General features: G+C 68.8%; 22 protein-coding genes. 14 read left to right on the forward strand and 8 right to left on the reverse strand.

Annotated features, from left to right (window positions below):
* Nucleotides 1–69 precede the first annotated feature (69 nt).
* Both MU521_RS03900 and MU521_RS03905 read left to right on the forward strand, forming a co-directional pair.
* Nucleotides 70–459: a CBS domain-containing protein gene (locus MU521_RS03900; protein WP_092690014.1), complete on the forward strand. Its 390-nt coding sequence runs from the start codon at nucleotides 70–72 to the stop codon at nucleotides 457–459.
* Nucleotides 460–503: 44 nt separating this feature from the next.
* On the forward strand, nucleotides 504–701 hold the full coding sequence (locus MU521_RS03905; protein ID WP_092690017.1) for a hypothetical protein: 198 nt from the start codon (nucleotides 504–506) through the stop codon (nucleotides 699–701).
* A gap of 22 nt (nucleotides 702–723) precedes the next feature.
* On the opposite strand, the gene MU521_RS03910 is transcribed toward MU521_RS03905, so the two are convergent.
* Nucleotides 724–1,572, reverse strand: coding sequence for a diacylglycerol/lipid kinase family protein (locus MU521_RS03910; RefSeq protein ID WP_245681150.1), 849 nt, complete (start codon nucleotides 1,570–1,572; stop codon nucleotides 724–726).
* A gap of 156 nt (nucleotides 1,573–1,728) precedes the next feature.
* Here MU521_RS03910 and MU521_RS03915 point away from each other — a divergent pair, with 156 nt between their 5' ends.
* The 6 genes from MU521_RS03915 to MU521_RS03940 all read left to right on the forward strand — a co-directional run bounded on the left by MU521_RS03915 (nucleotide 1,729) and on the right by MU521_RS03940 (nucleotide 6,097).
* A complete protein-coding gene (locus tag MU521_RS03915; RefSeq protein WP_092690020.1) occupies nucleotides 1,729–2,130 on the forward strand; it encodes a DUF2267 domain-containing protein in 402 nt (133 codons plus the stop codon).
* Between the two features lie 75 nt (nucleotides 2,131–2,205).
* Entirely contained in the window at nucleotides 2,206–2,835 is a 630-nt protein-coding gene (locus MU521_RS03920) for a hypothetical protein (protein ID WP_092690023.1), read from the forward strand.
* Between the two features lie 87 nt (nucleotides 2,836–2,922).
* Nucleotides 2,923–3,585, forward strand: a complete 663-nt coding sequence (locus MU521_RS03925) for a DUF2238 domain-containing protein (RefSeq protein WP_092690026.1) — start codon at nucleotides 2,923–2,925, stop codon at nucleotides 3,583–3,585.
* Between the two features lie 107 nt (nucleotides 3,586–3,692).
* A complete protein-coding gene (locus tag MU521_RS03930) occupies nucleotides 3,693–4,697 on the forward strand; it encodes an alcohol dehydrogenase catalytic domain-containing protein (protein WP_092690091.1) in 1,005 nt (334 codons plus the stop codon).
* Nucleotides 4,698–4,759: 62 nt separating this feature from the next.
* On the forward strand, nucleotides 4,760–5,137 hold the full coding sequence (locus tag MU521_RS03935; protein ID WP_092690029.1) for a hypothetical protein: 378 nt from the start codon (nucleotides 4,760–4,762) through the stop codon (nucleotides 5,135–5,137).
* 54 nt (nucleotides 5,138–5,191) lie between these two features.
* Nucleotides 5,192–6,097 carry an SDR family NAD(P)-dependent oxidoreductase gene (locus MU521_RS03940; protein WP_092690032.1) on the forward strand — a complete coding sequence of 302 codons (906 nt, stop codon included), beginning with the start codon at nucleotides 5,192–5,194 and terminating at the stop codon, nucleotides 6,095–6,097.
* Nucleotides 6,098–6,104: 7 nt separating this feature from the next.
* Here the strand turns inward: MU521_RS03940 and MU521_RS03945 are convergent, their stop codons facing one another.
* The 4 genes from MU521_RS03945 to MU521_RS03960 all read right to left on the reverse strand — a co-directional run bounded on the left by MU521_RS03945 (nucleotide 6,105) and on the right by MU521_RS03960 (nucleotide 9,200).
* Nucleotides 6,105–6,446, reverse strand: coding sequence for a hypothetical protein (locus tag MU521_RS03945; RefSeq protein WP_092690035.1), 342 nt, complete (start codon nucleotides 6,444–6,446; stop codon nucleotides 6,105–6,107).
* 218 nt (nucleotides 6,447–6,664) lie between these two features.
* Nucleotides 6,665–7,402, reverse strand: a complete 738-nt coding sequence (locus MU521_RS03950) for an SDR family NAD(P)-dependent oxidoreductase (protein WP_092690038.1) — start codon at nucleotides 7,400–7,402, stop codon at nucleotides 6,665–6,667.
* Nucleotides 7,403–7,471: 69 nt separating this feature from the next.
* Nucleotides 7,472–8,812, reverse strand: coding sequence for a cytochrome P450 (locus MU521_RS03955; protein WP_092690041.1), 1,341 nt, complete (start codon nucleotides 8,810–8,812; stop codon nucleotides 7,472–7,474).
* A gap of 55 nt (nucleotides 8,813–8,867) precedes the next feature.
* Nucleotides 8,868–9,200: a hypothetical protein gene (locus MU521_RS03960; RefSeq protein ID WP_092690043.1), complete on the reverse strand. Its 333-nt coding sequence runs from the start codon at nucleotides 9,198–9,200 to the stop codon at nucleotides 8,868–8,870.
* Between the two features lie 116 nt (nucleotides 9,201–9,316).
* On the opposite strand from MU521_RS03960, the gene MU521_RS03965 reads away from it, so the two are divergent.
* Nucleotides 9,317–9,694: a hypothetical protein gene (locus MU521_RS03965; RefSeq protein WP_245681152.1), complete on the forward strand. Its 378-nt coding sequence runs from the start codon at nucleotides 9,317–9,319 to the stop codon at nucleotides 9,692–9,694.
* 42 nt (nucleotides 9,695–9,736) lie between these two features.
* Nucleotides 9,737–11,554 carry an L-aspartate oxidase gene (locus MU521_RS03970; protein WP_092690046.1) on the forward strand — a complete coding sequence of 606 codons (1,818 nt, stop codon included), beginning with the start codon at nucleotides 9,737–9,739 and terminating at the stop codon, nucleotides 11,552–11,554.
* 113 nt (nucleotides 11,555–11,667) lie between these two features.
* On the opposite strand, the gene MU521_RS21400 is transcribed toward MU521_RS03970, so the two are convergent.
* Nucleotides 11,668–11,790, reverse strand: a complete 123-nt coding sequence (locus MU521_RS21400) for a hypothetical protein (RefSeq protein WP_281187027.1) — start codon at nucleotides 11,788–11,790, stop codon at nucleotides 11,668–11,670.
* A 251-nt stretch (nucleotides 11,791–12,041) separates the two neighbouring features.
* On the opposite strand from MU521_RS21400, the gene MU521_RS03975 reads away from it, so the two are divergent.
* Nucleotides 12,042–12,419, forward strand: coding sequence for a CBS domain-containing protein (locus tag MU521_RS03975; protein ID WP_175452807.1), 378 nt, complete (start codon nucleotides 12,042–12,044; stop codon nucleotides 12,417–12,419).
* A gap of 15 nt (nucleotides 12,420–12,434) precedes the next feature.
* Here the strand turns inward: MU521_RS03975 and MU521_RS03980 are convergent, their stop codons facing one another.
* Both MU521_RS03980 and MU521_RS03985 read right to left on the reverse strand, forming a co-directional pair.
* Nucleotides 12,435–12,839: a hypothetical protein gene (locus tag MU521_RS03980; protein WP_175452808.1), complete on the reverse strand. Its 405-nt coding sequence runs from the start codon at nucleotides 12,837–12,839 to the stop codon at nucleotides 12,435–12,437.
* Nucleotides 12,840–12,929: 90 nt separating this feature from the next.
* The gene (locus MU521_RS03985; RefSeq protein ID WP_092690096.1) at nucleotides 12,930–13,253 is read right to left on the reverse strand and encodes a hypothetical protein; all 324 of its coding nucleotides are present in this window, start codon (nucleotides 13,251–13,253) and stop codon (nucleotides 12,930–12,932) included.
* Nucleotides 13,254–13,341: 88 nt separating this feature from the next.
* Between MU521_RS03985 and MU521_RS03990 the strand changes: the two genes are divergently transcribed.
* From MU521_RS03990 to MU521_RS04000, 3 genes are all read left to right on the forward strand, one after another.
* A complete protein-coding gene (locus MU521_RS03990) occupies nucleotides 13,342–13,695 on the forward strand; it encodes an Hsp20/alpha crystallin family protein (RefSeq protein ID WP_175452809.1) in 354 nt (117 codons plus the stop codon).
* Nucleotides 13,696–13,827: 132 nt separating this feature from the next.
* Complete coding sequence (locus tag MU521_RS03995; RefSeq protein ID WP_092690051.1) at nucleotides 13,828–14,775, forward strand: ArsA family ATPase; 948 nt, start codon at nucleotides 13,828–13,830, stop codon at nucleotides 14,773–14,775.
* 630 nt (nucleotides 14,776–15,405) lie between these two features.
* Complete coding sequence (locus tag MU521_RS04000; protein WP_092690054.1) at nucleotides 15,406–24,261, forward strand: CARDB domain-containing protein; 8,856 nt, start codon at nucleotides 15,406–15,408, stop codon at nucleotides 24,259–24,261.
* Nucleotides 24,262–24,505 lie beyond the last annotated feature (244 nt).

Below are 24,505 nucleotides of genomic sequence, written 5' to 3' on the forward strand. Positions count from 1 at the left end.
TAGGACGTGTGGACTGTCAACACTCGCCGGGAAACGAACGGTTTTGTTCGCGGGGACGGTGTGAAACCTATGCCCGAGACTGCAGTCAGCGAAATCATGACGACGCCGGTGTTGACTGTCGCCCCGGACGAGACTCTGTCCGACGTCGCGTGGGCGATGCGCGACACCGAAATCAAGTCCGTCGCGGTCATCGACGCGGACTGTGACCCGGTGGGTATCCTCACGTCGACGGACTTCGTGCAGGTGGCCGCCGACGACGCGAACCCGACCGAGACAACCGTCGAAGAACGCATGACGGCTCCCGTCGAGACTATCACGCCCGACGCGACGGTCACCGAGGCGTCCGCGCACCTGCTGGACAGCGGGTTCAACCACATCCCGGTCGTCGACGACGACGTGGTGGGGATGTTGACCACGACGGACATCCTGCGTCACACGGCCGAGACAGCGACGGCCTGAGTGCAGGCCGGGATTTATGAGCATCCAGTCCCTGGAACGCGTGTATGTGTCACGGACTCGCTCCCGGGTTCATCCTGCGCGACGAGATCGCCGAAGAACTGCTTGAAGAGGCGAGAGAAGACGCCGAAACCGAGACGACGGCCGACGAAACGCCCACCTTCGCGAGCGACGACGCGCCGGCGGGCGACGCCATCACCGGCGGTGCGACGGATCGCGACCGGCCGACCGGCGGCCCGAAGTGAGCAGCGCGGTCGCACCCCCCACTCACTCCGGCGGGGGCTCGTAGTCCGGGCCCACCCGTAGATGTAGTTCCCGCGGTCGAATCGCCATCGTCACGGTCTCGTGTGTGCTGACCTCGCCGTCCCGACTGAACGTGATCGGACCGTCACGGCCGGTGACGGTGATCTGTGCGGCCTGGATGTGGGTGACGCCCTCGGTCCCCTGGCCGAGGACGCGGTGGCGGATCGCTTCCGACATCAGGTCGCCCGTCGGCATGTTCTCGACGACCGCCACGTCGAACAGCCCGTCGGCCACGTCAGCCTGGCTCCCTTCCTCGACGAACCGGCGCGCGTTGCCCACGAGCAGGCACAGGGCTTCCCCCTCCCAGGTCTCGGTTTCGAGGCGCACGTCCAGCCCGTCGAAGGATCGGGCCTGTTGGGCACCGGTGAGCAGGAAGGCCAGCGTCCCGAACCGGGCGTTCAGTTCGCTGGAGGTCGCGACGCTGGCCTCCGCGGGAAAGCCCGCGATACAGGAGGCCAGGAACGGCTCGTCGCCGGCCATCCCCACGTCCACGGTCGCGACCTCGCCGGTGTCCGCGATGTCGACGGCGTCTTCGACCCCCTCGATCCCGACGGTCCGGGCGAGGATATTGGTCGTCCCGGCCGGGATCACCGACAGCGTCACGTCGGCGAGGTGGTCGGCGGCGTCGAGTCCCCGGAGGACCTCGTTGATCGTCCCGTCGCCGCCACAGACTGCAAGTTCGGACACGCCCGCCGTGCCGGCCTCGCGGGCCAGCGCCAGCGCGTCACCCTCGTCCTCGGTGCGGTCGACCTCGAACCCGCGATCCCGGTGCAGGCGCGTGACGTACTCGCCGTAATCGCCCGTCCCGCTCACGGGGTCGAGGGTGCACCGGTGTGACCCGACCTGCGTACTGTTACCGAGGGTCGCCGCGTATTTTAATCGGCTGGACCGAGAGGGGCGGCCCGACGGGTCGACGGTCGAACTGGCCCGAATCTTCAAGCCGTCAGCGACGCGACCAGTCGTCGTTCGATGCGAACCGACTACGACGCGATCATGGACGACTTCGGGAGCCGGGCCGGGATCGACAACATGGCCACCGCCGAGCGGGCCGCCATCGAGACCCTGCTCACGCTCGGGGAGTCGATCCCGACGGCCGAGGCCGACGCACTCGGCGTCCGCCTCCCGGGCGCACTCGGTGACGCGATCACCGAACACCGCGACACCCACGAGGAACGGACCGCCGACGAGTTCGTCGTCCTGGTCGCCGACCGCGAGGGCATCGGCGTCAGCCCCGAAGACGCCGTGATCCACACGCGGGCGACCATCGCCACCATCGCCGCTCACGGCGGCGACGACGAACTCCGACGCGTCCACGACCACCTCCCCGAGAGCTTCGACCCCCTGTTCGAGACCGCCGAACTCGCGGGCTGAGTCGGGCAGGCGTGTGACCCCTCCGCACGATCCACCGACACACTCATGACTTTCTGTCTTTTTCTCTCCGACACGATGATGCTCCCGACCCACGCTCTGGCAGGGATGGTGCTCGCGCTCCCGGTCGTGTTCGTGGCCCCGGAGTTCGCGCCCGTCGCGCTCGCGGCAGGGTTCGCTGGCGGCGTCCTCCCGGACCTCGACATGTACCTCGGTCACCGGAAGACGCTGCACTATCCCGTGTACTTCTCCGCGCTCGCGGCCGGGGCGATCGCGCTCGCGCTGGCAGTGCCGACCGCGCTCACCGTCGGCCTGGCCTTCTGCTTGCTGGGCGCGGCCCTCCACAGCGTCACCGACGCCTTCGGCGGCGGCCTGGAGTTGCGCCCGTGGGAGGGGACCTCGGACCGGGCCGTCTACGACCACTACCGCGGGCGGTGGATCACACCCCGGCGCTGGGTCGGCTACGACGGGTCACCTGGCGACCTCCTGCTGTCGAGCCTGCTGGCCGTCCCCCTGCTGGTGACCGTCGACGGCGCGTTCCGGCTGGCCGTCCTCGCCGGCCTGGTCGTCGCGGTGATCTACGCCACCGTCCGGCGGGTCCTCCCGACGCTGGCCGAACGACTCGTCGAGGAGTTCGGGGCGGTCCTTCCAGCCGTGGTACTGGCACAGCTCCCGACACGCTATCGGCAGGAGGGCGGCGAACAGTAGTTTCTCGGGGACAGGGGCACTGGGTCGGGGTGAGATGGCACGCGTGAGCGTGAACGCGCGAACGGCGATTCGTCAGGGAGGGCGACCGTGACCGACGCCGTCGCCGGGCTGGCGCTGGTCCTCCAGCTCGCCGTCCTCGGAACCCTCGGCGAGGCCGCACGCCGCCGGAACGTCGCCGCGGCGGTGAACGCGCTGTTCGCCCTCGCCGTCGCCCTGCTTCCAGCGGTGGTCGGGATCGTCTCACCCTCGGTCGTGATCGACCCCACAGTTCCGCTGTGGGTCGCGCTGGCCGGTTTCCTCCACTCGCTGGGGATGCTCGGGTGCTACGAGGCGATCTGGTGGTGGGACCACCTCACCCACACCGTCTCCGCCGCGCTGGTCGCCGCCCTCCTGTACGCCGCACTCGTCGTCGCCTTCGCCCCCTCGACGGTCGTCCTCTCGGTCGCCACCGTCCTCTTCACCTTCGCCGTCGGCGTGTTCTGGGAGTTGATCGAACTCGTCGCGCGCGAGGTCGGCGACCGGTTCGACGTGGAGCCCGTGCTGGTCCACTACGGCTGGCGCGACACCGCCTTCGACCTCCTCTTCGACGTGGTCGGCGCACTGCTGATCGTCGGCTTCGAGGTCGGCGTGTTCGTCCCCCTGATCGACCGGTTCCCGCGGGCCGCCGAGACGCTGGTGGTCGGCGGCGGTGGCGTAGTGGTTGTGGGGTCTGTCGTGATGACCGTCGTCGTGTGGCCGGTTGAGGAGTGAAACGGAGGAGCGATGGGGGCAGGCCGCCACCGGGGCATCTCATCGCCGGCCCGTGTCGCCGTCTTTTTGCTCGCCCCGCGCGACCAGTGGATGTTATGTCCGATACGATGCGTGCCGCGGTCGTTCCGGAAGCGGGCGGGGACTTCGAACTCGTCGAACGCGACGTTCCCGATCCCGACCCCGACGAAGTCAGGATCGCCGTCGAGGCCTGCGGGATCTGTCACAGCGACGTCTTCGCCAAGGAGGGGACGTATCCGGGAATCAGCTATCCCCACGTCCCGGGCCACGAGATCGCCGGCCGCGTCGACGCCGTCGGGGATCGCGTCACCGCCTGGGCCGAGGGCGACCGGGTCGGCGCGGGCTGGCACGGCGGCCACTGTTTCACCTGTGAGCCCTGCCGGCGCGGGAACTTCCTCCAGTGTGAGAACGGCGAGATCACCGGCATCACGTTCGACGGCGGCTACGCCGAGTACGTGACCGTCCCGAGCGAGGCCGTCGCGGCGGTGCCCGACGACCTCGACGCGGCCGACGCCGCGCCGCTGCTCTGTGCCGGCGTCACGACGTTCAACGCCCTGCGCAACAGCGACGCTCGACCGGGCGACCTCGTCGCCGTGCAGGGCGTGGGTGGCCTGGGCCACCTCGGTCTCCAGTACGCCCACGCCGCCGGCTACGAGACCGTCGCGATCTCGCGAAGCCCCGACAAGGAAGACCTCGCGCGCTCGCTCGGCGCGGACCACTTCGTGAACGCCGCCGAGACCGATCCCGCCGAGCGGTTACAGGCCCTCGGCGGCGCACGGGTCGTCCTCGCGACGGCACCATCGAGCGACGCCATCTCGTCGGTGGTCGGCGGCATGGGCATCGACGGATCGGTCGTCGTCGTCGGCGTCCCCGGGGCGCCCATCGAGGTGGACGCCAACACGCTCGTCGGGACCCGCGGCGGTGTCGAGGGCTGGGCCTCCGGCCACGCACGGGACTCCCAGGACACCCTGGAGTTCAGCGCCCTGCGCGACGTGCGTCCCGAGATCGAGACCTTCCCGCTCGACGACGTCGCGGCGGCCTACGAGCGCATGATCGAGAACGAGGCGCGGTTCCGGGTCGTCCTGGAACCCTGAGCGACGGGCAGACGCGGTGCCGGATCGGTAATGCTCTTTCTCGTCGAGTCCCTAACTGGTTCGTGAGCGAGTACCAACCCGGCGTGTGCAACATCGGGACGGCACAGCGCAGACGACGGTTCGGCTTCGCCACCGCGGCCGCGGCCGTCGCCGCAGGGTACGTGGCGGCCTGCCTCTCGGGAGTGCTCCCCCGCGTGCTGCTCGTCGGTGTGTTCGTCCCGCTGGCGGTCGCCTTCGAGTGGGGCATCCAGGCTGCGAGTTCCTTCTGCGTCCGACTGGCGCTGGTCGGCCGGTACGACTTCGGCGGGTCCGGCGGCGAGCGCGGTACCGTGCCCGAGGACGTGCGACGGGACGACCGCGTGCAGGCGGCCAAGATCACCGTGGCAGCGGTCGCGCTCGCGGCCCTGACGACCGGCGTGCTGTACGTCGGACTGGCCTGAAGGGACGAAAGCGGCAGAGAGCGGTTTTTGCGGCTGGAGACCCTATCCGTGACGATGGCACAGACAGTGCTCGAACGGGCCGGCGTCACCGACCGTGACCTGACGGGATCGACCGCGCTAGTGACTGGATCGACGAGCGGGATCGGTCGGCGGGCGGCGCTCGCGCTGGGCGCACTCGGTGCCGACGTGCTCGTCCACGGCCGGGACGAGGGTGCCGGCGAGGAAGTCGTCGACGACCTCACTGCTCGCGGGAGCGACGCGACGTTCGTCCGCGCGGACTTCGCCAGCGTCGACGCCGTGCGCGACCTGGCCGAGACGGTCCGCGAGCGGACGGACGCGCTCGACCTTCTCGTGAACAACGCGGGCGGATTCTTCCGGGACGGTGCGACGACCGACCTCGGTGTCGAGTACACGTTCCACGTGAACCACCTCTCGCCGTACCTGCTGACGGCGGAACTGGTGGATCTGGTTCCCGACGGCGGGCGGATCGTGACGACGGCCTCGGCGGCCCACCGCGGCGGGAGCCTCGATCTCGGTGCCGTCAGATCCACCGCCGGCTACTCCGGGATGTCGGCCTACAGCCGATCGAAGCTGGCGAACGTGCTGTTCGCCTTCGAACTCGACCGCCGCCTCGACCGGCTCGGCCGCGATGTCACTGCCAACGCCGTCCACCCGGGCGCGATCCCCGGCTCGAACTTTGCCCGCTTTCTCCCGGGCCCGCTCCCCCGTCTGGTGGGACTACTCGGCGGCCTTCCGTTCGTGACCGACGTGGACGACGGCGCGGCCGCGCTCGTGTCCCTCGCCGCCGCCGAGCGGACCGCCGACGTCTCCGGCCGGTACTTCGACCAGCAGACGCCGTCGACCCCGTCGGCGGCCGCCCGCGACACGGAGGCCCAGCGACGACTCTGGACCGAGAGCGCCGACCTGTTGGGGATCGACGAACCGCTGGCCGGGGAGTGAGCCCCGCTCAGAACAACAGTTCCAGCCACCCCAGCGGTGCGAGTATTCCCACGAGGGCAACCGGCCACGGGAGCCAGGCGGTCCCGAGGTCACGGTGGCCGCCGATTCTGAAGAACACCGCGGTGAACGCACCGAGAACGACGACCTTCACGCCGAGCCACGCGGCGGGGTGGATCGAGAGCAGCGTCCGGACGATGGCGGTATCTTCCTCGGCGACCCCGAAGGTAGCGACGCCCACCAGCGTCAGCACGGGGTCCCAGACGAGGTGGGCCACGAGCATGACCGCGATGCCCGCACGCCCGACTCGCTCGGTTCGGGTCCGTGCGCCGGAGGGGTCGTCGCCGGGCATCGACGACGATATGGCCCCGAGCCACTTGGTCCGACCGCCGGCCCGACGGCGGGGTTTTTGTCCGTGTGGTCCGAGGCTCGGGTATGGCGACACTGCTTCGCTGTGAGTCCTGCGGCGAGGGGTTCGAGTGTGCCGACGACGACTTCTACGCGACCTGTCCGCACTGTGGCGCGCGGTTCCAGCCCCGCGCCGGTTCGTGCTGAACCGGGTGTAGCCCGTCAGCGTTCGGGGAGCCGACCGCCGTCGACGGCGACGTTCTCGCCGCTGATGTAGGCGGCAGCGTCGCTCACGAAGAAAAGCAGCGGCGCGGCCACGTCCTCGAAACTCGCGGCCCGGCCCCGCGGGAACGAGGAGACGTCAGAGACCGTGTTCTCGACCGCGAACGGGGAGACGGCGTTGACCGTGATCCCGTCCTCGGTGGTGTCGGCGGCGAGCATCCGGGTGAACATCAACACGCCCGTCTTGGCCACGAAGTACGGGAAGTTCACCGGGTGGGCGTGCATCCGGTCGCTGTCGGCGAAGCCGACGTTGACGATCCGGCCCCACTCCTGATCGCGCATCCCGTCGAGTGCCCGCCGCGAACAGAGGACCGTCCCGTAGAACGTGCTCTCGACCACGTCGCGCCAGGCCGCCCACTCGATGTCCTCCCAGTGGCGGGCGTCGAAGTTGCCGACGTTGTTGACCAGGACGTCGACCGTCCCGAGGTCCGCTTCGACGGCCGTGAACAGGGCGTCGACGTCGTCGGGATCGGTCACGTCGCCCTGGACCGTCGTCGCGTCGACGCCGTACTCGCGGGCGTCGGCCGCCGTCGTCCGTGCAGCGTCGGCGCTCTCGTTGTAGTGAACCGCCACGTCGGCACCGCAGGCCGCCAGCGTCAACAGCAGTTCACGCCCCACGCGTGTCGCGCTCCCGGTCACCAGTGCCGTCCGTCCGTCGAGGTCGGGTGCCAGCTCCATACCCGCGTCAGGGCTCGGATCGACTTGAATCCAGCCGCGTCTACCCGCCGAAAAGGACGGCCCACCACTTCACTCCGAGACCGGCGCCGACCGCTCGGTGACGGTCGCGTGGACGGGCTCGGTCGGCCGGAGCGTCACGCTCGGTTGCAGGGCCAGTTCGTCGGCCTCGACGGTCACGTCGTAGTGCTGGAGGACGTGCGCGAGCGTGAACTGTGCCTCCGTGAGCGCGATCTGCTGGCCGATACAGATGCGCGGGCCGCTCCCGAACGGGAAGTAGGCGTCCTCGCTCCGGGAGACCTCGCCGTCCCAGCGGTCCGGACGGAACGCCAGCGGGTCCGCCCAGACGCGGCTGTCACGGTGGTGGGCGTACGTCGACATGAACAGCAGGTCCTCGGCGTCCAGTTCGGTGCCGGCGAGGGTCGTCGGCTGGCGCACCTCGCGCGTCACGTTCCACACTGCCGGGGTGAGCCGGAGCGTCTCCCGGACCACTCGCTCGGTGTAGGTCAGGTCGGAGAGGTCCGCCCAGGTGGGTTCCCCGCCGTCCAGGACCGCCGCCGCCTCGGCCGCGACGCGGTCGCGCATCGCCGGGTGTTTCGAGAGCCAGTAGAACGCGTAGGTGATCGTGAGTGCCGTCGTCTCCTGGCCGCCGGTGAGAAAGAGGACCGCCTCGTCGACGAGTTCGTTCTCCGAGAGGGCCACGTCCGGGTCGGCCTGGGCGTCCATGAGCGCGGTGATCATGTCCGCTGGCGGGTCGGACTGGTCACGGTGCCACTCGACGAACTCCGACGCGACGCCCTCGATGACGGCGTCGGCTTCCTCGAAGGTCTCCGACGGCCCGGACTGGAGCGCGTCCGGCAACAATACGTCCGTGGCACTGGGTTCGACCTCGTCGCTCAACTGCCCCAGCGCCTCGTGGACGGCACGGGCCTGCTCGGGGTCGGTGTCGCGGCTGAACAGCGACCGCGTGATCACCCGCATCGTCAGCGTCGAGAGTTCCTCGTGGAGGTCGAGCCGGCCCTCGGCGGGCCAGCCGTCGATCGTCTCCGACACCGTGTCGGCCGTGATGTCGGCGTACTCGGCGAGTTTCCCGCCGACGAACTCCGGCTGGAGGACGGATCGCTGTTGCTCCCAGAGCACCCCGTCACTGGAGAGCAACCCCTGCCGGCGCCGTTCCTGTGGCCCGAGCGCCGGTCGCGCGAACCGGTCCCGATCCCCGAGTATCTCGTGGACCAGTTCCGCGTCGAGGACGACGACGAACGACTGGCCCACCGGCGGATCGAGTCGCACCAGCGGATACCGGCCGCCGTAGGCCTCCTGGAGCGCGACGAAGAATCGAAGCGGATCGTCGGTCAATTTCGGCACGTTCCCCACCACCGGCGGTCCCGGCGGGGTATGCACCCTGTCGGACATACCCACGACAAGGGCGAGACGAACAAAGGTCTTCGGTGGGGACCACCGCCGGCAGTCAGGGCAGGCGGAGCCGTCCCTCGTAGTGGTGGCTCCCGTCGACGGTCTCGGTGTACCGGTACGCTTCGGGCGGGTCGATCCCCCAGGCTCGAAATCGGCTGTCGGTGCCGTCGACGATCGTCACCACGAACGAGCCACGGTCACGTAGCGTCGGGGGTGTCTGGGTGTGTTCCGTCTCGAACCGACAGCGGGCAGTCCCGTCACCGGTCGTGCGGACGACCAACCGGAGGTCGCTCCGCAACCGCTCGGTGATCGGCGGCGGATCGCCCACGAGGAGGCCTTCCCCGAACGCGTCGATAGCGTCGAGCGCCGCGTCGGGCACGTGATTCACGGCGACGAGTACGGGTCGGGGCGACAAAAACCGTCGCGGCCGGCCCCGTCAGTAGCGGCGGTTCGGCCGGCGTGTGCCGACGGGAGATTTAATCCGACGGGACCCATTGTTCTCCCGTGTCAGAGACAGCGCCATCACGGTTCCTCCTGGCCTCGGCGGTCGTGTGTGTCCTCGCGTGTGCGGCCGCGGCCGTCGTCCCGCTCGCGACGGGTGCCTCGCGGGCGTTCACTGGAAGCGTCACGTCGAGTGGACTTCTCGGACTAGTGTTCACCGTCCGGAGTGTTCAGTTGCTCCGGGCGACCGGACGGCCCAGTCTGCCAGCCGCCGTCCTCACGACGATCTTCGGCGGCTGGTTCATGCTCGCACCCCTGCTGTACGCGGACACCGGATTCCTGCCGACCGCGGGGGTCCAGCTGGCCGGGACCTTCGTCTCGACGTTCGGGTTGTACGTCGTCGTGGCCGGGATCACCGGCGAAGCCGACGGCGCGTCGTGATCGGCTTGCGTGCGCGCGGGCACACGCGCACGAAGGGTTCAAATGGCTTCGGCCCCTACGTATGTTGTGAGCAGACCCGATACGAGAACCGACGATGAGCCGGTGCCGGCGTACGAGGAAGTCGACGTGTCGGTCCTCGTCGTCGGTGCTGGCGCGGCCGGGGCCCGGGCGGCGATCGAGCTCGACGACCGTGGCGTCGAGGACGTCCTCGTGCTCGGCAAGCGCAATCACGGCGACGCCCACACGACCTGGGCGCGTGGCGGGATCAACGGCGCGCTCGGAACCCACGATCCGGAAGACGACTGGACGATCCACGCCGCGGACACCCTCAACGAGGGGCACTTCGTCAACGACCCCGAGAAGGTCGAGACGGTGGCCAAGCAGATGCCCGAGCGCCTCCGGGAACTCGACGAGTGGGGGATGGACTACTCCCGGACCGACGACGGCGAGATCGACCAGCGCTTTTTCGGCGCCCAGTCGTTCCGCCGAACCGCCTTCGCCGGTGACCACACCGGCGAGTCACTGCTCGAAACGCTCGTCGAGCAGGCCCAGGACCGGTCGATTCCCTACCGCGAGAACGTGATGATCACGAAGCTGGTCTCGGACGGCGAGCAGCTCCACGGGGCCATCGGGTACGACATGGACACGGGCGAGTTCGTCCTGTTCAATACCGGGACCGTCGTCCTCGCGGCCGGCGGCTACGCGGCGATCTACGGCCGTCACACCTCTCGCGACGACGAGAACAACGGCGACGGGCCGGCCCTGGCCGTCGACGCCGGGGCGTCACTGATGGACATGGAGTTCGTCCAGTTCCACCCGACCGGCATGGCCGTCGACGAGGACGACCCCGAGTGGGAACCCTGGAGCGGCCGCCTCGTCACCGAGGCCGTCCGGGGCGAAGGTGGACGGCTCTACAACAGCGAGGGCGAGCGGTTCATGGAGCGGTACTCGCCCGACCAGATGGAACTGGACGCGCGTGACGTGGTCGCGCGGGCAATCGCACAGGAAGTCTCCGAGGGCCGTGGCACCGAGAACGGCGGCGTCTACCTCGACATCAGCCACCGCGACGCCGACTTCATCGAGGAGCGACTCCCCCGGATGTACGAGCGGTTCCAGGACCTCGGCGTCGATATGGCCGAGGAACCGGTCGAGGTCGCGCCGACCTCACACTACGGGATGGGTGGCGTCTCCGTGGACGAGTACGGCGAGACCGACGTCGACGGCCTGTTCGCCATCGGCGAAACCATGGCGGGCGTCCACGGGGCTAACCGCCTCGGTGGCAACTCGCTGGCCGAGACGGTCGCCTACGGCGTCGTGGCCGGCGAACGGATCGCGCCACGGGTCGACGGCCCTGGCGAGGTGCCCGACAGCCTCGTCGAGAGCCTCATCGAGCCCCACTTCCAGGACCTCGCGGCGACGGCCAACAGCGACGGCGGGTACGCCGTCGAGACCGTCTTCGAGGCGGTGCAGGAGTTCACCTGGGAACACGCCGGTCTGCTCCGGGACGAGGAATCGCTCCGGGCCGGGCTCGACGCACTCGACGACGTGCGCGAGATGGCCGCGGACATGGCCGTCGGGTCGGTCACGAGCCGGTCCTTCGAGCTCGCGCTCGACGTGGGATTCATGCTGACCGCCGCCGAGGCCGTCCTGCGGGGCGCACTCGAACGCACCGAGTCCAGGGGTGCCCACTACCGCACCGACTACCCCGAGACCGACGAGAGTTGGCAGCGCAACATCTGCTTCGAGCGCGCGGACCTCGGCGGGCTGACCACGCATACCGAGCCCGTCGACGAGCCGAGCGACGCCGTCCAGACCGCTCTCGAAGAGGGCCACGAACTCGACTACCACCAGCTGGAGTGACGTCGGCCCGGTCGATTCCGCTCGCCATCGCCTCGACCGTGGAGCGACCACATCGTCGTCTCGAGAGTGCGGACGGTCGCGTACTGCGGATGTTCTGTGTCGACCAGATTCACCTACGTCTCCACACCCAGGAACACGAGCGTCGACGTCTGGACCGGAACTGCGTTCCGGTCGAGCGTGCCATCGAACTCGGTCGCGATAGGTTCGGGGCCGTCCGGTCGTTGCTCCGGGTCCATCCCCGAGCAGAGTCATCTGTCGGTTTTCGGTCGGCCACCAACGGTCTGGGTCGTGCGTTTTCTTCCGCGGAGGCAGGACACTTCGGTCTGCGTGTGGCTGTCGGTGGGCTACCGCTGGCTCGTCCGCTGTGGGCCAGCGTTAGTTATTTATTCACGTTTTCCTCACTAACATTCGTGATATACAGGCGTTCGGTTCCGCCTGTGCCCTGCCCATGGACCGAAGCATACTCGATCAACCAGTGTCAGAGGTAATGAGCGCCCCCGTCCGGACGGTCGATTATAAGCTGTCGGCGTCGGAGGCCGCGAGAACGCTGTTACGAAACGAGATCGGATCGCTCGTCGTCGAAAGCGACGGTATCGAGGGAATCGTCACCAAATCCGACCTGGTGAAGGCAATCGCGGCGGAACGAACCGTCGATGGAGAGACTGTCGGCCAGTTGATGACGGAGACGGTTCTGACGGTCGGACCGGAGGAATCGATAGAAATCGCCTGCGAGCGGATGCGGGCCAACGGCATTAAGAAACTCCCCGTGGTCGAGGACGGCCAGCCCATCGGTATCGTCACGACGACCGACATCACGCACTCGCTCGTGCCGAATCTCAACGATGTGATCAGTTCGTTCCAGTGACCGCTCTTGACGCGGTCAGTCTCGGCAGACGGCGTACAGCGTCCGACCGACACGACGTATGCGCTGTTCACCGCGAACGCGCGTGAGCGCAGAAAAACGGCGTCGCCCGCAGCCGAGTAACTGACGACCGAGGTCGGAGTGACGACGGAAGCGTCCCCGCCCCGTGTCGGCGAGCGCGTCGCGGACGCTAGCGACACGCCGGCGGCGGATCGCGTCCCCCGGAGCGGTCGGCCGGGTCGGGTCGACGGTGTCGATGACCGCCGCAGCGTCACCGCGGATGTGGACGGCGCTGACCGGCCGGTGGGTCGACAGTGTAGCGACTGCCCGAGCGCCGGCGACCAAGGCCCGGAACTCGACGTGGGTACTGACGACGAACGCCGACAGCGCCCGCGACCCCTCGATCAGTGGCTCGCCGGCCACAGTGTGTGGCGGGCACGTACGCGGTGGCAGCCGATGGGCCGGTGCGGGCGTCGGCACTCACCCGGGTCCGAACTCGACGGGTCGTCCGGATCACAGTTCGTCGCGCCATCGGAGCGAGTTTCGGTTCAGTTCCGTCGCGAGCGACGGACCCTCGTCGAGGAGCCGGTGGGCGGTATCGATAGCTCCCCGGAGTTCCGCCGCGGAGAGGTGCTCGTACGCCGGTCGGCCGTCGACATGGTCGTACCACTCGTCCTCGAAGAGGTCGTCGAGGACGATCCGTGCGAAGCAGTGATCGGCGTGGATCGGCCACTCTTCCCCGTCCCGTGCCGCCGCTGGCAGTCGCTCGTGGACCAGTCGGTCGTACTCGGCACGGAGGTCGGAGAGGTCGTCGCCGTCCAGTGTCCGCTGTCCCATCGGTTGGTCGTTGGTCCGGAGCGGATTCAACCTGTCTCCGTCCCCCTCGCACCGAAGTCTTATCAGCGTTACTGCCCTAAATATAGCGATGAGACGGAATCCGGACGACGACGATGATCCGTTCGGCGACTCCTTCGGCAAGATCAACGAGATGCTGTCCGGAATGGCTGGCGACGAGACGGAACCTGTCGATGTCCACGAGTACGACGACGAAATCCGTGTCGTCGCGGACATTCCGGACGCCAGCCAGGACGAAATCGATACCCAGTGCGACGGCCGGATCCTGGCGATCCGTGTCGCGCGTGACCCGCGTCCAGTCGTCAAACGCGTCGACCTGCCGTCGTACGTCGACGATCAATCGGCAGAGACGAGTTTCAACAACGGCGTTCTCGAAGTTACACTCGACCGACAGAACGATCCTGCGAATATCGGCTTCCAGTGAGAGACTGAGCGACGTTCGCTCGAGTCACAGGAGCAACCTCTTCGATGTCCGGTCACCACCGACGGAGAGCGACAGGTTCCGTCCGTTACCGCCTCTGGCGGAATTAAGTTCGCCGAGCCCCGAGTGTCGGGTGTGACAGAGTTCGTCCTCTACGGCGGGAAGGGTGGTGTGGGGAAGACGACCGTCGCGGCGGCGTCCGGGCTGGCGCTCGCACGCGCTGGCCACGAGACCCTCGTCGTCTCGACGGACCCGGCACACTCGCTGTCGGACTCCGTCGGGACCGAGGTCGGGGACGACCCGACCGAGATCCGCGAGGGGTTGTTCGGCGTCGAGGTCGACCCCGACGAGGGACTGGAGCGCTATCAGGAGCTGTTCGAGACGATGGAGGACGTCCTCGAGGAGGCCGGCGTCGACTTCGAGAGCAAGGAGGAGGGTATCGGCAACGCGGCCGACCTGTTCAGTTCCGGTATCGTCCCCGGTAGCGACGAACTCGCCGCACTCGACGGACTGGCGAGATACGTCGACACCGACGACTACGACTACGTCGTCTTCGATACCGCACCGACCGGCCACACACTCCGGTTGCTCGATTTGCCCGGCATCATGGCCGACACGCTATCGACGGCCGCGGAGGTCCACGACCAGGTCCAGCGGAAGGTCAACGTCCAGAAGACACTGATGCTGGGCGTGCTGGCGAGCCGCCACACCGACGACCCCAGCGCCATCACCGAGATGCGCGACCGCATGAACCGCGTCGAGTCCGTCCTGCGTGACCCCGACCTGACGACGTTCCGCGTGGTCACCCTCCCAGAGACGATGGCCGTCGAGGAGTCCGTCCGCCTCGTCGCCAAGCTCCGCGGGTTCGATGTGCCCGTCGGCGAACTCGTCGTCAACAAGGTCATCGAGGACCCCGGCGATTGCGAACGCTGTCAGGCCAACAAGGCCGTCCAGGAGGACGCCATCGAGGACCTCCGCGCACAGCTCCCGGACCTCGACGTCTGGCGCGTCGCCGACCAGCCCGGCGAGGTCACGGGGCTGGAGGCGCTCGAGCGGGTCGCCGCGGACCTCGGCCTGCAGTAGGGCCCTCCCTATCGTCACTCGGGTTCGCTCCCCGGTACGAGTCCACTCGACTCTCCGTTTGTCCCGCACGTCGGACCGACTACCGGGTGCCGAGGGCGCCACACTGCTCGCAACTGCTCGAACTGAACCACACGGGGTTCGGGCGGATCGGGTGTCGCACCCGCTCCCGTGTCCTGCAGGAGTCCCCGTGTGGTGGTCGGTGGCTCGAAGGCACGGTTTCGGATTCGTTCGCAGACGTCGGGAGTGGAGATTCCCGACGACGACCGCACGGCAGGTGCGAGCCCGGGGCCGACCGCTCGGGCCCCACCCGAGTGAGGGCGATCCGTCGGTCCGAGCAGTGCCACCGCTCCGAGGTCCGTCGGCTGTGTACTTGCCGCACACACTCGCCGAGGGTTCAATACGGACGACCCAAACTCCCGCTCAGCAAACTAATCGCAGGCATGTGGGGTGACGGAAGCGAGCAAATGGGTGGGACGGGGACTGGGTGTCCCGTTCTGGCCGACACGGTCAGGGTGTACAGTGAGGGAAACCGCCGGCGTGGGGTCGGAGAGTCCGGAACGCGGGATTGCAGGGGTCAAGATGAGGGGATCTGACCGAAGCAGGTCACCACGGCGCAGGAGCGGCCGAGCCGTGCTGGTGCTCGTGGTGACCGCGGCGCTCGTGGTCTGGCCGATTGCGGGAGCGGTCGGCCCGCTCGGAGCCGTTGCTGCACAGGCCGACGACGGTACCCGAACTGTCGGTGGTAGTGATACCACGGCGAGTCGGGCCGCAGGCGGCGGGCCGGTGGCCGAAGGGCGTTCGAGTGTGGTCGCCCAGCAGGCGAACCCCGTCGAGATCGAGGACTGGAACGACCTCGACGCGATCCGGAACGACCTGGACGGCGACTATGTCTTGGTGAACGACCTCGACGAGACGACGCCGGGCTACGAAGACGTCGCCGGTCCGAACGCCAACAGCGGATCGGGCTTCGAGCCGATCGGTAACGACAGCGCGAGGTTCAGCGGGACACTGGACGGCAACGGACACGAAATCGTCGGTCTATTCGCCGACAGACCCGACACGACTCCAGTGGGGTTGATCGGAAACAGTCGCGGGTCCGTCACCGACCTCGCGCTGTCCGATGTGGATCTGAACGGTGACAACGGAGTCGGGGCTGTCGTCGGGAGGAACAGCGGAACCGTGGCGAACGTCCAAGTGTCGGGTGTCCTGAATGCCAGTTTTTATGTCGGCGGCGTCGCGGGGTCGAACAGCGGTCTGGTCAACCGGACGACAGTGTCCGGGACCATCGAAGGGAGATACGGCGGTGGCGTCGTCGGCGTCAACAATGACGAGGGAGTGGTCCGACAGTCGAACAATACGGCGTCGGTCCGAGCCAGACAAGCAGGCGGTGTCGTCGGGAGCAACAACGGTCTCGTCCGTCTGAGTTCCAACGCCGGGACGGTGACCGGCGATTTCACCGTCGGCGGAATCGTCGGGGTCAACGGCAACGCCCTCATCGAAGGCGAGGCCGTGACGACGGCGTATAATACGGGGACCGTGAACCACACGGGCCCGTCCGATACCGGGGGAACGGGTGGAATCGTCGGTCGCAACATCGCGACCGTAAACCGCTCGTGGGTCTCCGCTGCCGTCGAATCGGGCCTCGAGCGCGACGTTGCGGCGGCCGTCGGCTTCACCGACGGCACCGTCTCCGGGGTGTACTACGACACCTCCGCGACCGCGATCGACGACCGGAACGCGACCGGTCTGGCGGGATCGGAGCTGCAGGGTGACTCCGCCGTCGACGCCATGGACCGTCTCGATTTCCAGAACACCTGGGAAACCGGTGGGCAAGACGAGTTCCCGGACCTCCGAGTTCAGGTCGGCGCTGATGTCGGTTCCGGCCCGAGTAGCCGGATCGAGGACTGGAACGACCTCGACGCGATCCGACAGAACCTGAGCGACGACTACGTCCTGGCGAACGACCTCACCCCGAGTACGCCCGGTTACGAGGACGTCGCCGGTCCCGAGGCCAACAACGGGTCGGGCTTCGAGCCGATCGGTGTCGAGAGTGAACAGTTCAACGGGACCTTCGATGGAGACGGACACACCGTCTCGGGGCTCAGCATCGACAGACCGAACGACTCCCACGCCGGTTTGTTCGGATGGAACAACGGCACGGTGAGGAACGTCTCGCTCGTCGACGCCGAGGTCACCGCCCGTGACGCCGTGGGCACGCTCGTCGGGACGAACGGAGGCACGGTGAGAAACGTCTCTGCGCGTGGCACTGTCGGCGGCAGGGACGTTGCAGGCGGCCTCGTTGGACTCAACGAGCCCACAGGGACGGTACGGGAGGCGTCGGCGACCGTCACCGTCGGTGACCAGGACCTCACGAACGCGGGCGGACTCGTCGGCTTCAACGAAGGGACGGTGAGAGGAGCCTCGGCGGGTGGCACCGTCAGCGGCGACACGTGGGTCGGCGGACTCGTCGGCTTCTCATCGTTCGAGGGTTCAGTAACGAACGTTTCGGCGAACGGTACCGTCAGCGGCGACACGTGGGTCGGCGGACTCGTCGGGGACAACGGGGGGATAGTGCAGGCAGCGGTGGCAGCCGGCGCCGTTGACGGCGCTGACCGTGTCGGCGGACTCGTCGGAGAAAACAGGAGACGGGTTACCGACACGTTCGCCGTCGGGCCCGTCTCCGGCACGACGAACGTCGGTGGACTGGTCGGGTACAACAACTCGTTCGGACCGACCGACCCGGTCGAGGACTCGTACTGGGACACGGAGACGACCGGGCAGGGTACGTCCGGTGACGACGCAACGCCCCTTTCCACCACCGAAATGACCGGCCAGGCCGCCCGCGAGAACATGAGCGGCCTGGACTTCGAGAACACGTGGGCCGCGGGCGGGCCCGGCGAGTACCCCGAACTCCGGGCGCTGGCCGACGGCGGCCCGAGTAGCCGGATCGAAGACTGGAACGACCTCGACGCGATCCGGCAGAACCTGAGCGGCGACTACGTTCTGGCGAACGACCTCACCCCGAGTACGGCCGGATACGACGAGGTGGCCGGTCCCGACGCCAACGACGGGCTGGGCTTCGAGCCGATCGGAAACGGCACGGCGGGATTCACCGGGTCGTTCGACGGGAACGGCCGTGTGATCTCGGGACTCGTCGTCAACCAGACCGGGGTCGGACAAGCGGAGAACAACAGGGGGCTGTTCTACAACCTCTCGGGGAGGGTGACCGACCTCGCACTCGAGAACGTCGACGTCGGCGGTGCGGCGAACGTCGGCGGCCTCGCGGGGTACACCGGTTCCCTGCAGAACGCGACGATCCGAAACGTGTCGGTCGCGGGTGAGATTCGCTCCGTCGTCGGCAACGCCGGTGGCATCGCCGGAACGGCCTTCTCCGGGACGACGATCACCGACTCGACGACTGCGGTCGAGATCGACACGGACAATACGGTGGGCGGGTTGATCGGAATCGCCCTGAGCACGGACGTGCGCCGCTCACAGGCGAGGGGGCGTATCTCGGCCGGCGGAGGTGTCGCCGGCGGCCTGATCGGATTCAACGAGGAAGTGACCGTCCGGAACTCCTCGGCGGCCGTAGACGTCGCCGCGTCCGGGCCCGAAGTCGGCGGCCTCGTCGGGTTCCAGAGCGTCCAGAGCGAAGTCGTCGACTCGTACGCGACGGGGAACGTCTCGGGGACCAGCAGCGTCGGTGGTCTCGTCGGCGCGTTCGGCGGCGTCCTCGACCGGACGTATGCGACCGGCGAAGTGACCGGCGACAGCAACGTCGGCGGGCTCACCGGCGAGCGGGACCGGTTCACCGGCGAGCGTACGGTGCGGAACTCCTACTGGGACACCGAAGCGACCGGACAGGACGGCTCGGCCAACGGCACGGCCCTCACGACTGCGGCGATGACCGGCGACGCCGCCCGCGGGAACATGACTGGATTCGACTTCGACGACACCTGGTACGTGCCAGGTCCAGATGAGTTCCCCCGCCTCCGCGCGCTCGACGACGTCGAGCGAAACGACACCGCGCTCCGCGGTCTGGAGGTCACGGACCGCCAGTTCCGTCAGTTCCTCCGCAACGAGGAGGGCCGAACGGTGGTCGTCAACGTGACGAACCGCGGCGTCGTCAACCAGACGGAGGACGTGGTGTTCAGTATCCCGACCGAGGAGGCGCCGGTCGGGCGAAACGAGGTCGTCTCGACGGTCCGACTCCGGGAGAACGTCACCTTCGAGCCGCTTGAGACCAAGACCTTCGAGTTCCGGCTGCCGGAGATCGAGCTTGGACCGTCCAGCAACACCGACTTCGAGGTGAGTTACGATCGCCAACAGGGAACACTCGAACTCACCAACAACGCCAGTCGGCCGCTGATCGCCGGGGAGGTGATCGTCGACGGGACGAATCTCACCGACGTGGACGGACTGACGCGGCTGTCGGCCGTCACGTCCCTCGACGGGAACGAGACCGTCGACCCCGGCCGGACGGTCTCGCTCCCGACGACCAGCGACGCGGCGACGCTCCGGGTTCTCGTGAGCGAGCGGATTACGCCGACGCTCGAGGCCGATACCCTGCGTCGGGACGTGGACTTGTTCCTGTTACCCAGTTCCGCGCGACCGACGCCACGGGTCCGCGCGGATCGTGACCCGGCGTTCCCGGTGACCCAGCCGGTCCGGTTCCGGGTCGGACAGGCGGTTCGGTCGTACTTCTTCGGCCGTGGCAGCGAGACGCCGGACGTCGAGTGGGAGTTCCTGTACCCCTCGTTGGACCGTGCCAGGGGGAGACCGGGCGGAATCGGGGTGCCGGACGACATCGAGAAGGTCACGTTTACCGGCACGCGCGTGACGCAGGCGTTCGCCGAAGCGGGCCGTGCAGGTGCCAGCGTCACCGTCCAGTACCCCAACCAGCCGCAGACGACGTTCAGGACGAAACCGTACCGCGTGGGGTCGCCCGAGCAACTGCCGCCCATCCTCACCGGCGTCGACGGCAGTGACGGCGTCTACATCAGCGACCCCGGCGACGACCTGGAACCGGACGGCGAGACGACCATCCGCGAGGGGTTCGGCGCGCAGTTCCTCGCGCCGGACCAGGTGACTAGGGTGACGTTCGCACCCCAGTGGGTCGACGGCGGGAACGTCACCGATACGAACCCGAGTGACGGCTGGAGCGCCGAGTTCGACGTCTCCGACGTTCCGAACGACGACGGGTTCGGCCCGGACGCGGAATTGCGCGTCGTCGCCGTCGACGACGAGGGCCGGACCGTCGAGACGGTCGACCTCTACACGACGGACCCGCCACTGTGGGCCGAGCGAATCTACCGCAACGGTGGCTCGACCGTCGGTTCCGACGGCGGGACCGTCGGTGAAGCCATCGTGATTCCGGACGGCGGACTGAACGCGGTGGTCGAACCGCCGAAGAGCTACCCGGTCGTCGGCGGGAAGCAGATCGGTCTCAGCGGCGCGATCCGGTACGGCGTCGACACCTACCAGCGCGAGGCCTTCGCCGCCCGCTACGGCGACGGGTCGCTGTCGGTCGGTGTTCCGCTCAGCGCGGTCACCAACGTCAACCAGTCGTTCCGCATCGGCGCGGCCGCCGAGTACGGCGTGCCGGAGTGGCGGCTGAACGGCAACGCCCGCTTCTACGTCATCGCCCGGACGCTGTTGACGCGGGACCTCCAGATCGGGTTGCCGGGCCGGTTCCCGGCCGTCGGGGGGCAAAACGTCAGCGCGTCCGCCTACATCGGACCCGGGTACGGGTTCGAGCTGACGCTGTCGGGCATCAGGGGCGGCCGACTGACCGTCGACGAGGGGCTCGGCTACGCGAACGTCACCGGCGGCGTCGAGGCGGCACAGTCCGTCGCCGGCCAGGAGGTGTTCGTCTCGGTCGACGGCGAGATCGAGGGCAACGGCGAGGCGACGATCGACAACGACCCCAACCGGTTCGACGACGTCTCGATCACCAGTATCGACTTCGGTGGCAGCCTCGACGGTGCCGTCGGCGCGCGTGTCAGTGCGCCGGGCTTCAGTGGGGAGTTCACCGCGGGGAAGACCCTGTTCGCCGCCGGGTCACAGGACGTCGACCGACCTGGGCCGCCGTTCGCCGCCCGTGCCGGCCCGTCCACGGTGCTCCCCATGGCCGCCGGCACGCCGGCGGTGCCGCTGTCGCTGGACCGAGCACCGACGCTGGGACAGACCGGTCGGCGGGCGTCGTACGACCCAGCCGACGGTCGACTGACCGACAACGGACTCAACGACACCGACCCGGCCATCGCCGGCAGTGACGGCGATTACACGGTCGCCTGGAGCGGACAGGCCCGCGACCGGCCCCAGCCCGAACGGCGAGAGATCTACGTCCGGGAGTACGCCGACGGGAGCTTCGGCGACCGGGTCCGGCTGACCGACGACGCCGCGTACAACGTCGACCCGACGGTGGCACGCGCCGGCGGCACGACAGTCGTGGCCTGGGCGCGGATGGAGAGCGACCAACTCGACTCGATCCCGGCGGGCGAGCTGACCTTCCAGGACACGCGCAACGCCTCCGAGATCGCGTACGCGGTCAACGACGACACCGGCTGGTCGGAGCCGCGCGTGCTGACCAACGACAGCCGGTATCAGGGGTCGCCCGTCGCAGCGGCCATCGCGTCCGGGACCGGGTTCGTGGTCGCGTACGAACGTGACGGCGACTTCGACTACACGACGCTCGACGACGAGACCGTCGAGTACGCCCGTCTCGACGCTGCCGGCACGCCGGTCGAGAACGGGACCCTGGGTAACGGCCACGGGCCGCGAGCAGCGCCGACCGACACCGGTGCGGTCAGAATCGGCCACGAAAGCCCGAGCGACGGCGCGAGCACCCTCGTCGTCTCGGAAGTGGACGACACCGGCGTGACGACGCTGCGTGAGGAGGCCGTCGACAATCTGACGACGTTCGACGTCGCCGCCGACGCCGTCGCCTGGACTGCGGACGGTACCTCCGGATCGGGGGCGGTCACGCTGGCGGACGGGGACGGCGTTCGAACCGTCCCGGTCGGCAACGGGACAACCGTCCGGGAGCTGCGGCTCGCGACGGTGGGCGACCGGCGGTTGCTCCAGTACCAGGGGTCGAGCCCGGCCGCGGACGAGGCGTTCCTGCCGAACGCCCGGACCACCTACTACCAGCTGTTCCGCAACGGGAGCTGGTCGCCACCCCGGACAGTCGAACAGGCCGTCGACACCGACAGGACGATCTACGACCACGCCGTGACGACCGACGACCGGTCGTTCGTCTCGGTGGCGGCGGCGGTCGCGTTCGGACAACCGGGTGCGGTCGACGACCTGTTCTACGTCGACCACGACTACCGTCCGGACCTGACCGTCTCACTGCCCGAGGACGACCGTGCGACCGTCCGCAACGCGACCGTCGGCGACCGCGTGAGCCTGGACGTGACCGTCGCAAACACGGGTGACGCCGGCACCGGTGGGCGGAGTGAGCTGGCGGCGGCGGACGGGAACGGAACCGTGATCGACGCGGTCACCGTCGATCCGATCGACGCCGGGAGCCGGTCCACGGTGTCCGTCACGACGACCGTGCCCGAAACCGGCGTCGTCACGCTCAGAGCCGACGCCGAGGGCGAGTTGGCGGAACTCTCGGAAGCGAACAACGAGGCGACGGCGGTCGCACAGCGGCCCCGGCTGTCGGTCGAGAACGCGCGACAGACGCCGACGACCGACGGGCTGGTGATGAACGCCACGGTCACGAACGCGGGCGAGACGCTCGTGACGAACGCGTCGGTCGAACTGGTGAACGGCGACCTGGGACTCGAACGGAGCGTCGCTGGGTCGCTGGCGCCGGGTGAGACGGGGAGCGTGGGCTTCGAGGTCTCGCGTGACGTACTCAACCGTAGCGAGCCGGGCCAGGTGCTCGTGCGGGCGACAGAGCCTGCAGAGCAGCGACTCGCGGCCCGCGAGAGGCTGCCCCTGGCTCGGGCCGGTCCGACGATCCCGGAACCCGGTGTCGAGGCGGTGTCGCTGGGGAACACGACGTTCGTCAGCGTACCGATCACGAACGGCGGCCTGAACGGCACGCGGACAGAGTTGGAAGTCGCCTACGGTGACGACGTCCGGACGCGCCAGGTCTGCGTGCCGCCGGCGACCGCGGAGCGACCGACCGGGTTCCGACGCGCGTTCGTGACCGCGCCGAACCTGTCGACCGGGCAGTCGGTCTCGGTCGCACTGAACGACAGCCGCAACGGAACCGCGCGGTCCGTGGCACCCACCGAGCGCGGGACCGTCGCCCGGGTGCGGGTCCGGCCGCGGGACGGCGAGGCACCCCCGCTGGTCGACGGCCGATTGCCGACCGACGCCGACTGTGACGGCGTGTACGAGGACTTCGACGGGGACGGCGTCGTCACGGACGACGACCTCCGGGCGTTCTTCGAGCGCAGGACCGACGAATCGTTACGGACGCAGCGCCCGCGGTTCGACGCCAACGGTGACGGTCGGGTCGACGTCCACGACGTCCAGACGATACTCGCCGAGACCGACGACGGCGACGGTGCCGACGGAGGCGGCCCGCAGCCGTCCGTCGTCGGCCCGTCTGAACCGGGTCCCACGGGCGCGCCCGGCGCGGTCGCCGGTGTGGCGTTCGCCGGTGCGGCCACCGGTGGGACCGCCGGCGTGGGGGCACAGACCGCGGCGACGGAACCGGAGATCGAGATCGAAGACGGCGTCACGGTCCCAGCGGACGGGACGGCGACGGTAGCCGTCACCGTCCCGAACGACCCGGTCGGCGCGTTCAACGTGACGGTTCGGGCGGACGGACCGCTGACCGTCACCGAGCTGGCGGCCGTCGACAGCGAGTACAGCGAACAACTGGCCGACCGCGACGGCGGACCGGCGCTGGTCGCGGCCGGCCACGGCGACGGGCCGGCCATCCTCGAAGCGACCCTCCGCGGCGAGGCGACCGGCAACGGGACCGTCGTCGTCGACACCGAGAGCATCAGCGACGACGGCGGAACGCGGTACGAGTCACCGGCGGCGGTGTCGGCGTCGCTGACCGTCGCCGCGGACGTGGACGCCGGCAGTGGGTCCGACGACTCCGGGAGCGGCTCGGACGATGGGTCCAGCGACTCCGGGACTGGCTCGGACGGTGGGTCCGACGGCGGCACGGGGTCCGGTGGCGGCGGCAACGCCGGTGGTGTGACCGGCGGCGGTGACGCTGGAGTGGCGGACGACGGAGAACGGACCGTGACGGCCACGCCGGAGCGGACGACCGAGGGAACCCGGACGGAGACCACCACGACGACGGCGACCGAATCCACGACGGAGCCGACGACGGAGACCAGTGGTGCGACGCCGATTACGGCGGCGGAGCCGGCCGCGGAGGACGGCGGGACGCCGACCGCGGCGCCGACCACGACCACGGCCGACGGGCCTGGGTTCGGCCGACTCGCGGCGCTGGTCGCGCTGTTCGTCGCCGTCCTCGCGGCTCGGATTCGCCGCCGCGGTCGGTGACCCGCCGACACCGGCGTCACCGACCGACACAGGCCGGGTGCGCGTAGACCGAATCGTCCTCGACCGGACCGTCACGGAGAAGGCGGCCGGTGTCCGACCGGGAAATACGCGTGTACGACAGCGCAGACGACTACCCGGATCTCCTTGTCCCTCTGCCCGATCGGATCGTCACTGTGCTCGACGATCGCGACGAAAGGGTAGCCGAGATGACCGTGGAGGCACTCCAGCGTACGGTCGGGGAGCG

The organism is Halorientalis regularis, from assembly GCF_023698535.1.
Classification (GTDB): domain Archaea; phylum Halobacteriota; class Halobacteria; order Halobacteriales; family Haloarculaceae; genus Halorientalis; species Halorientalis regularis.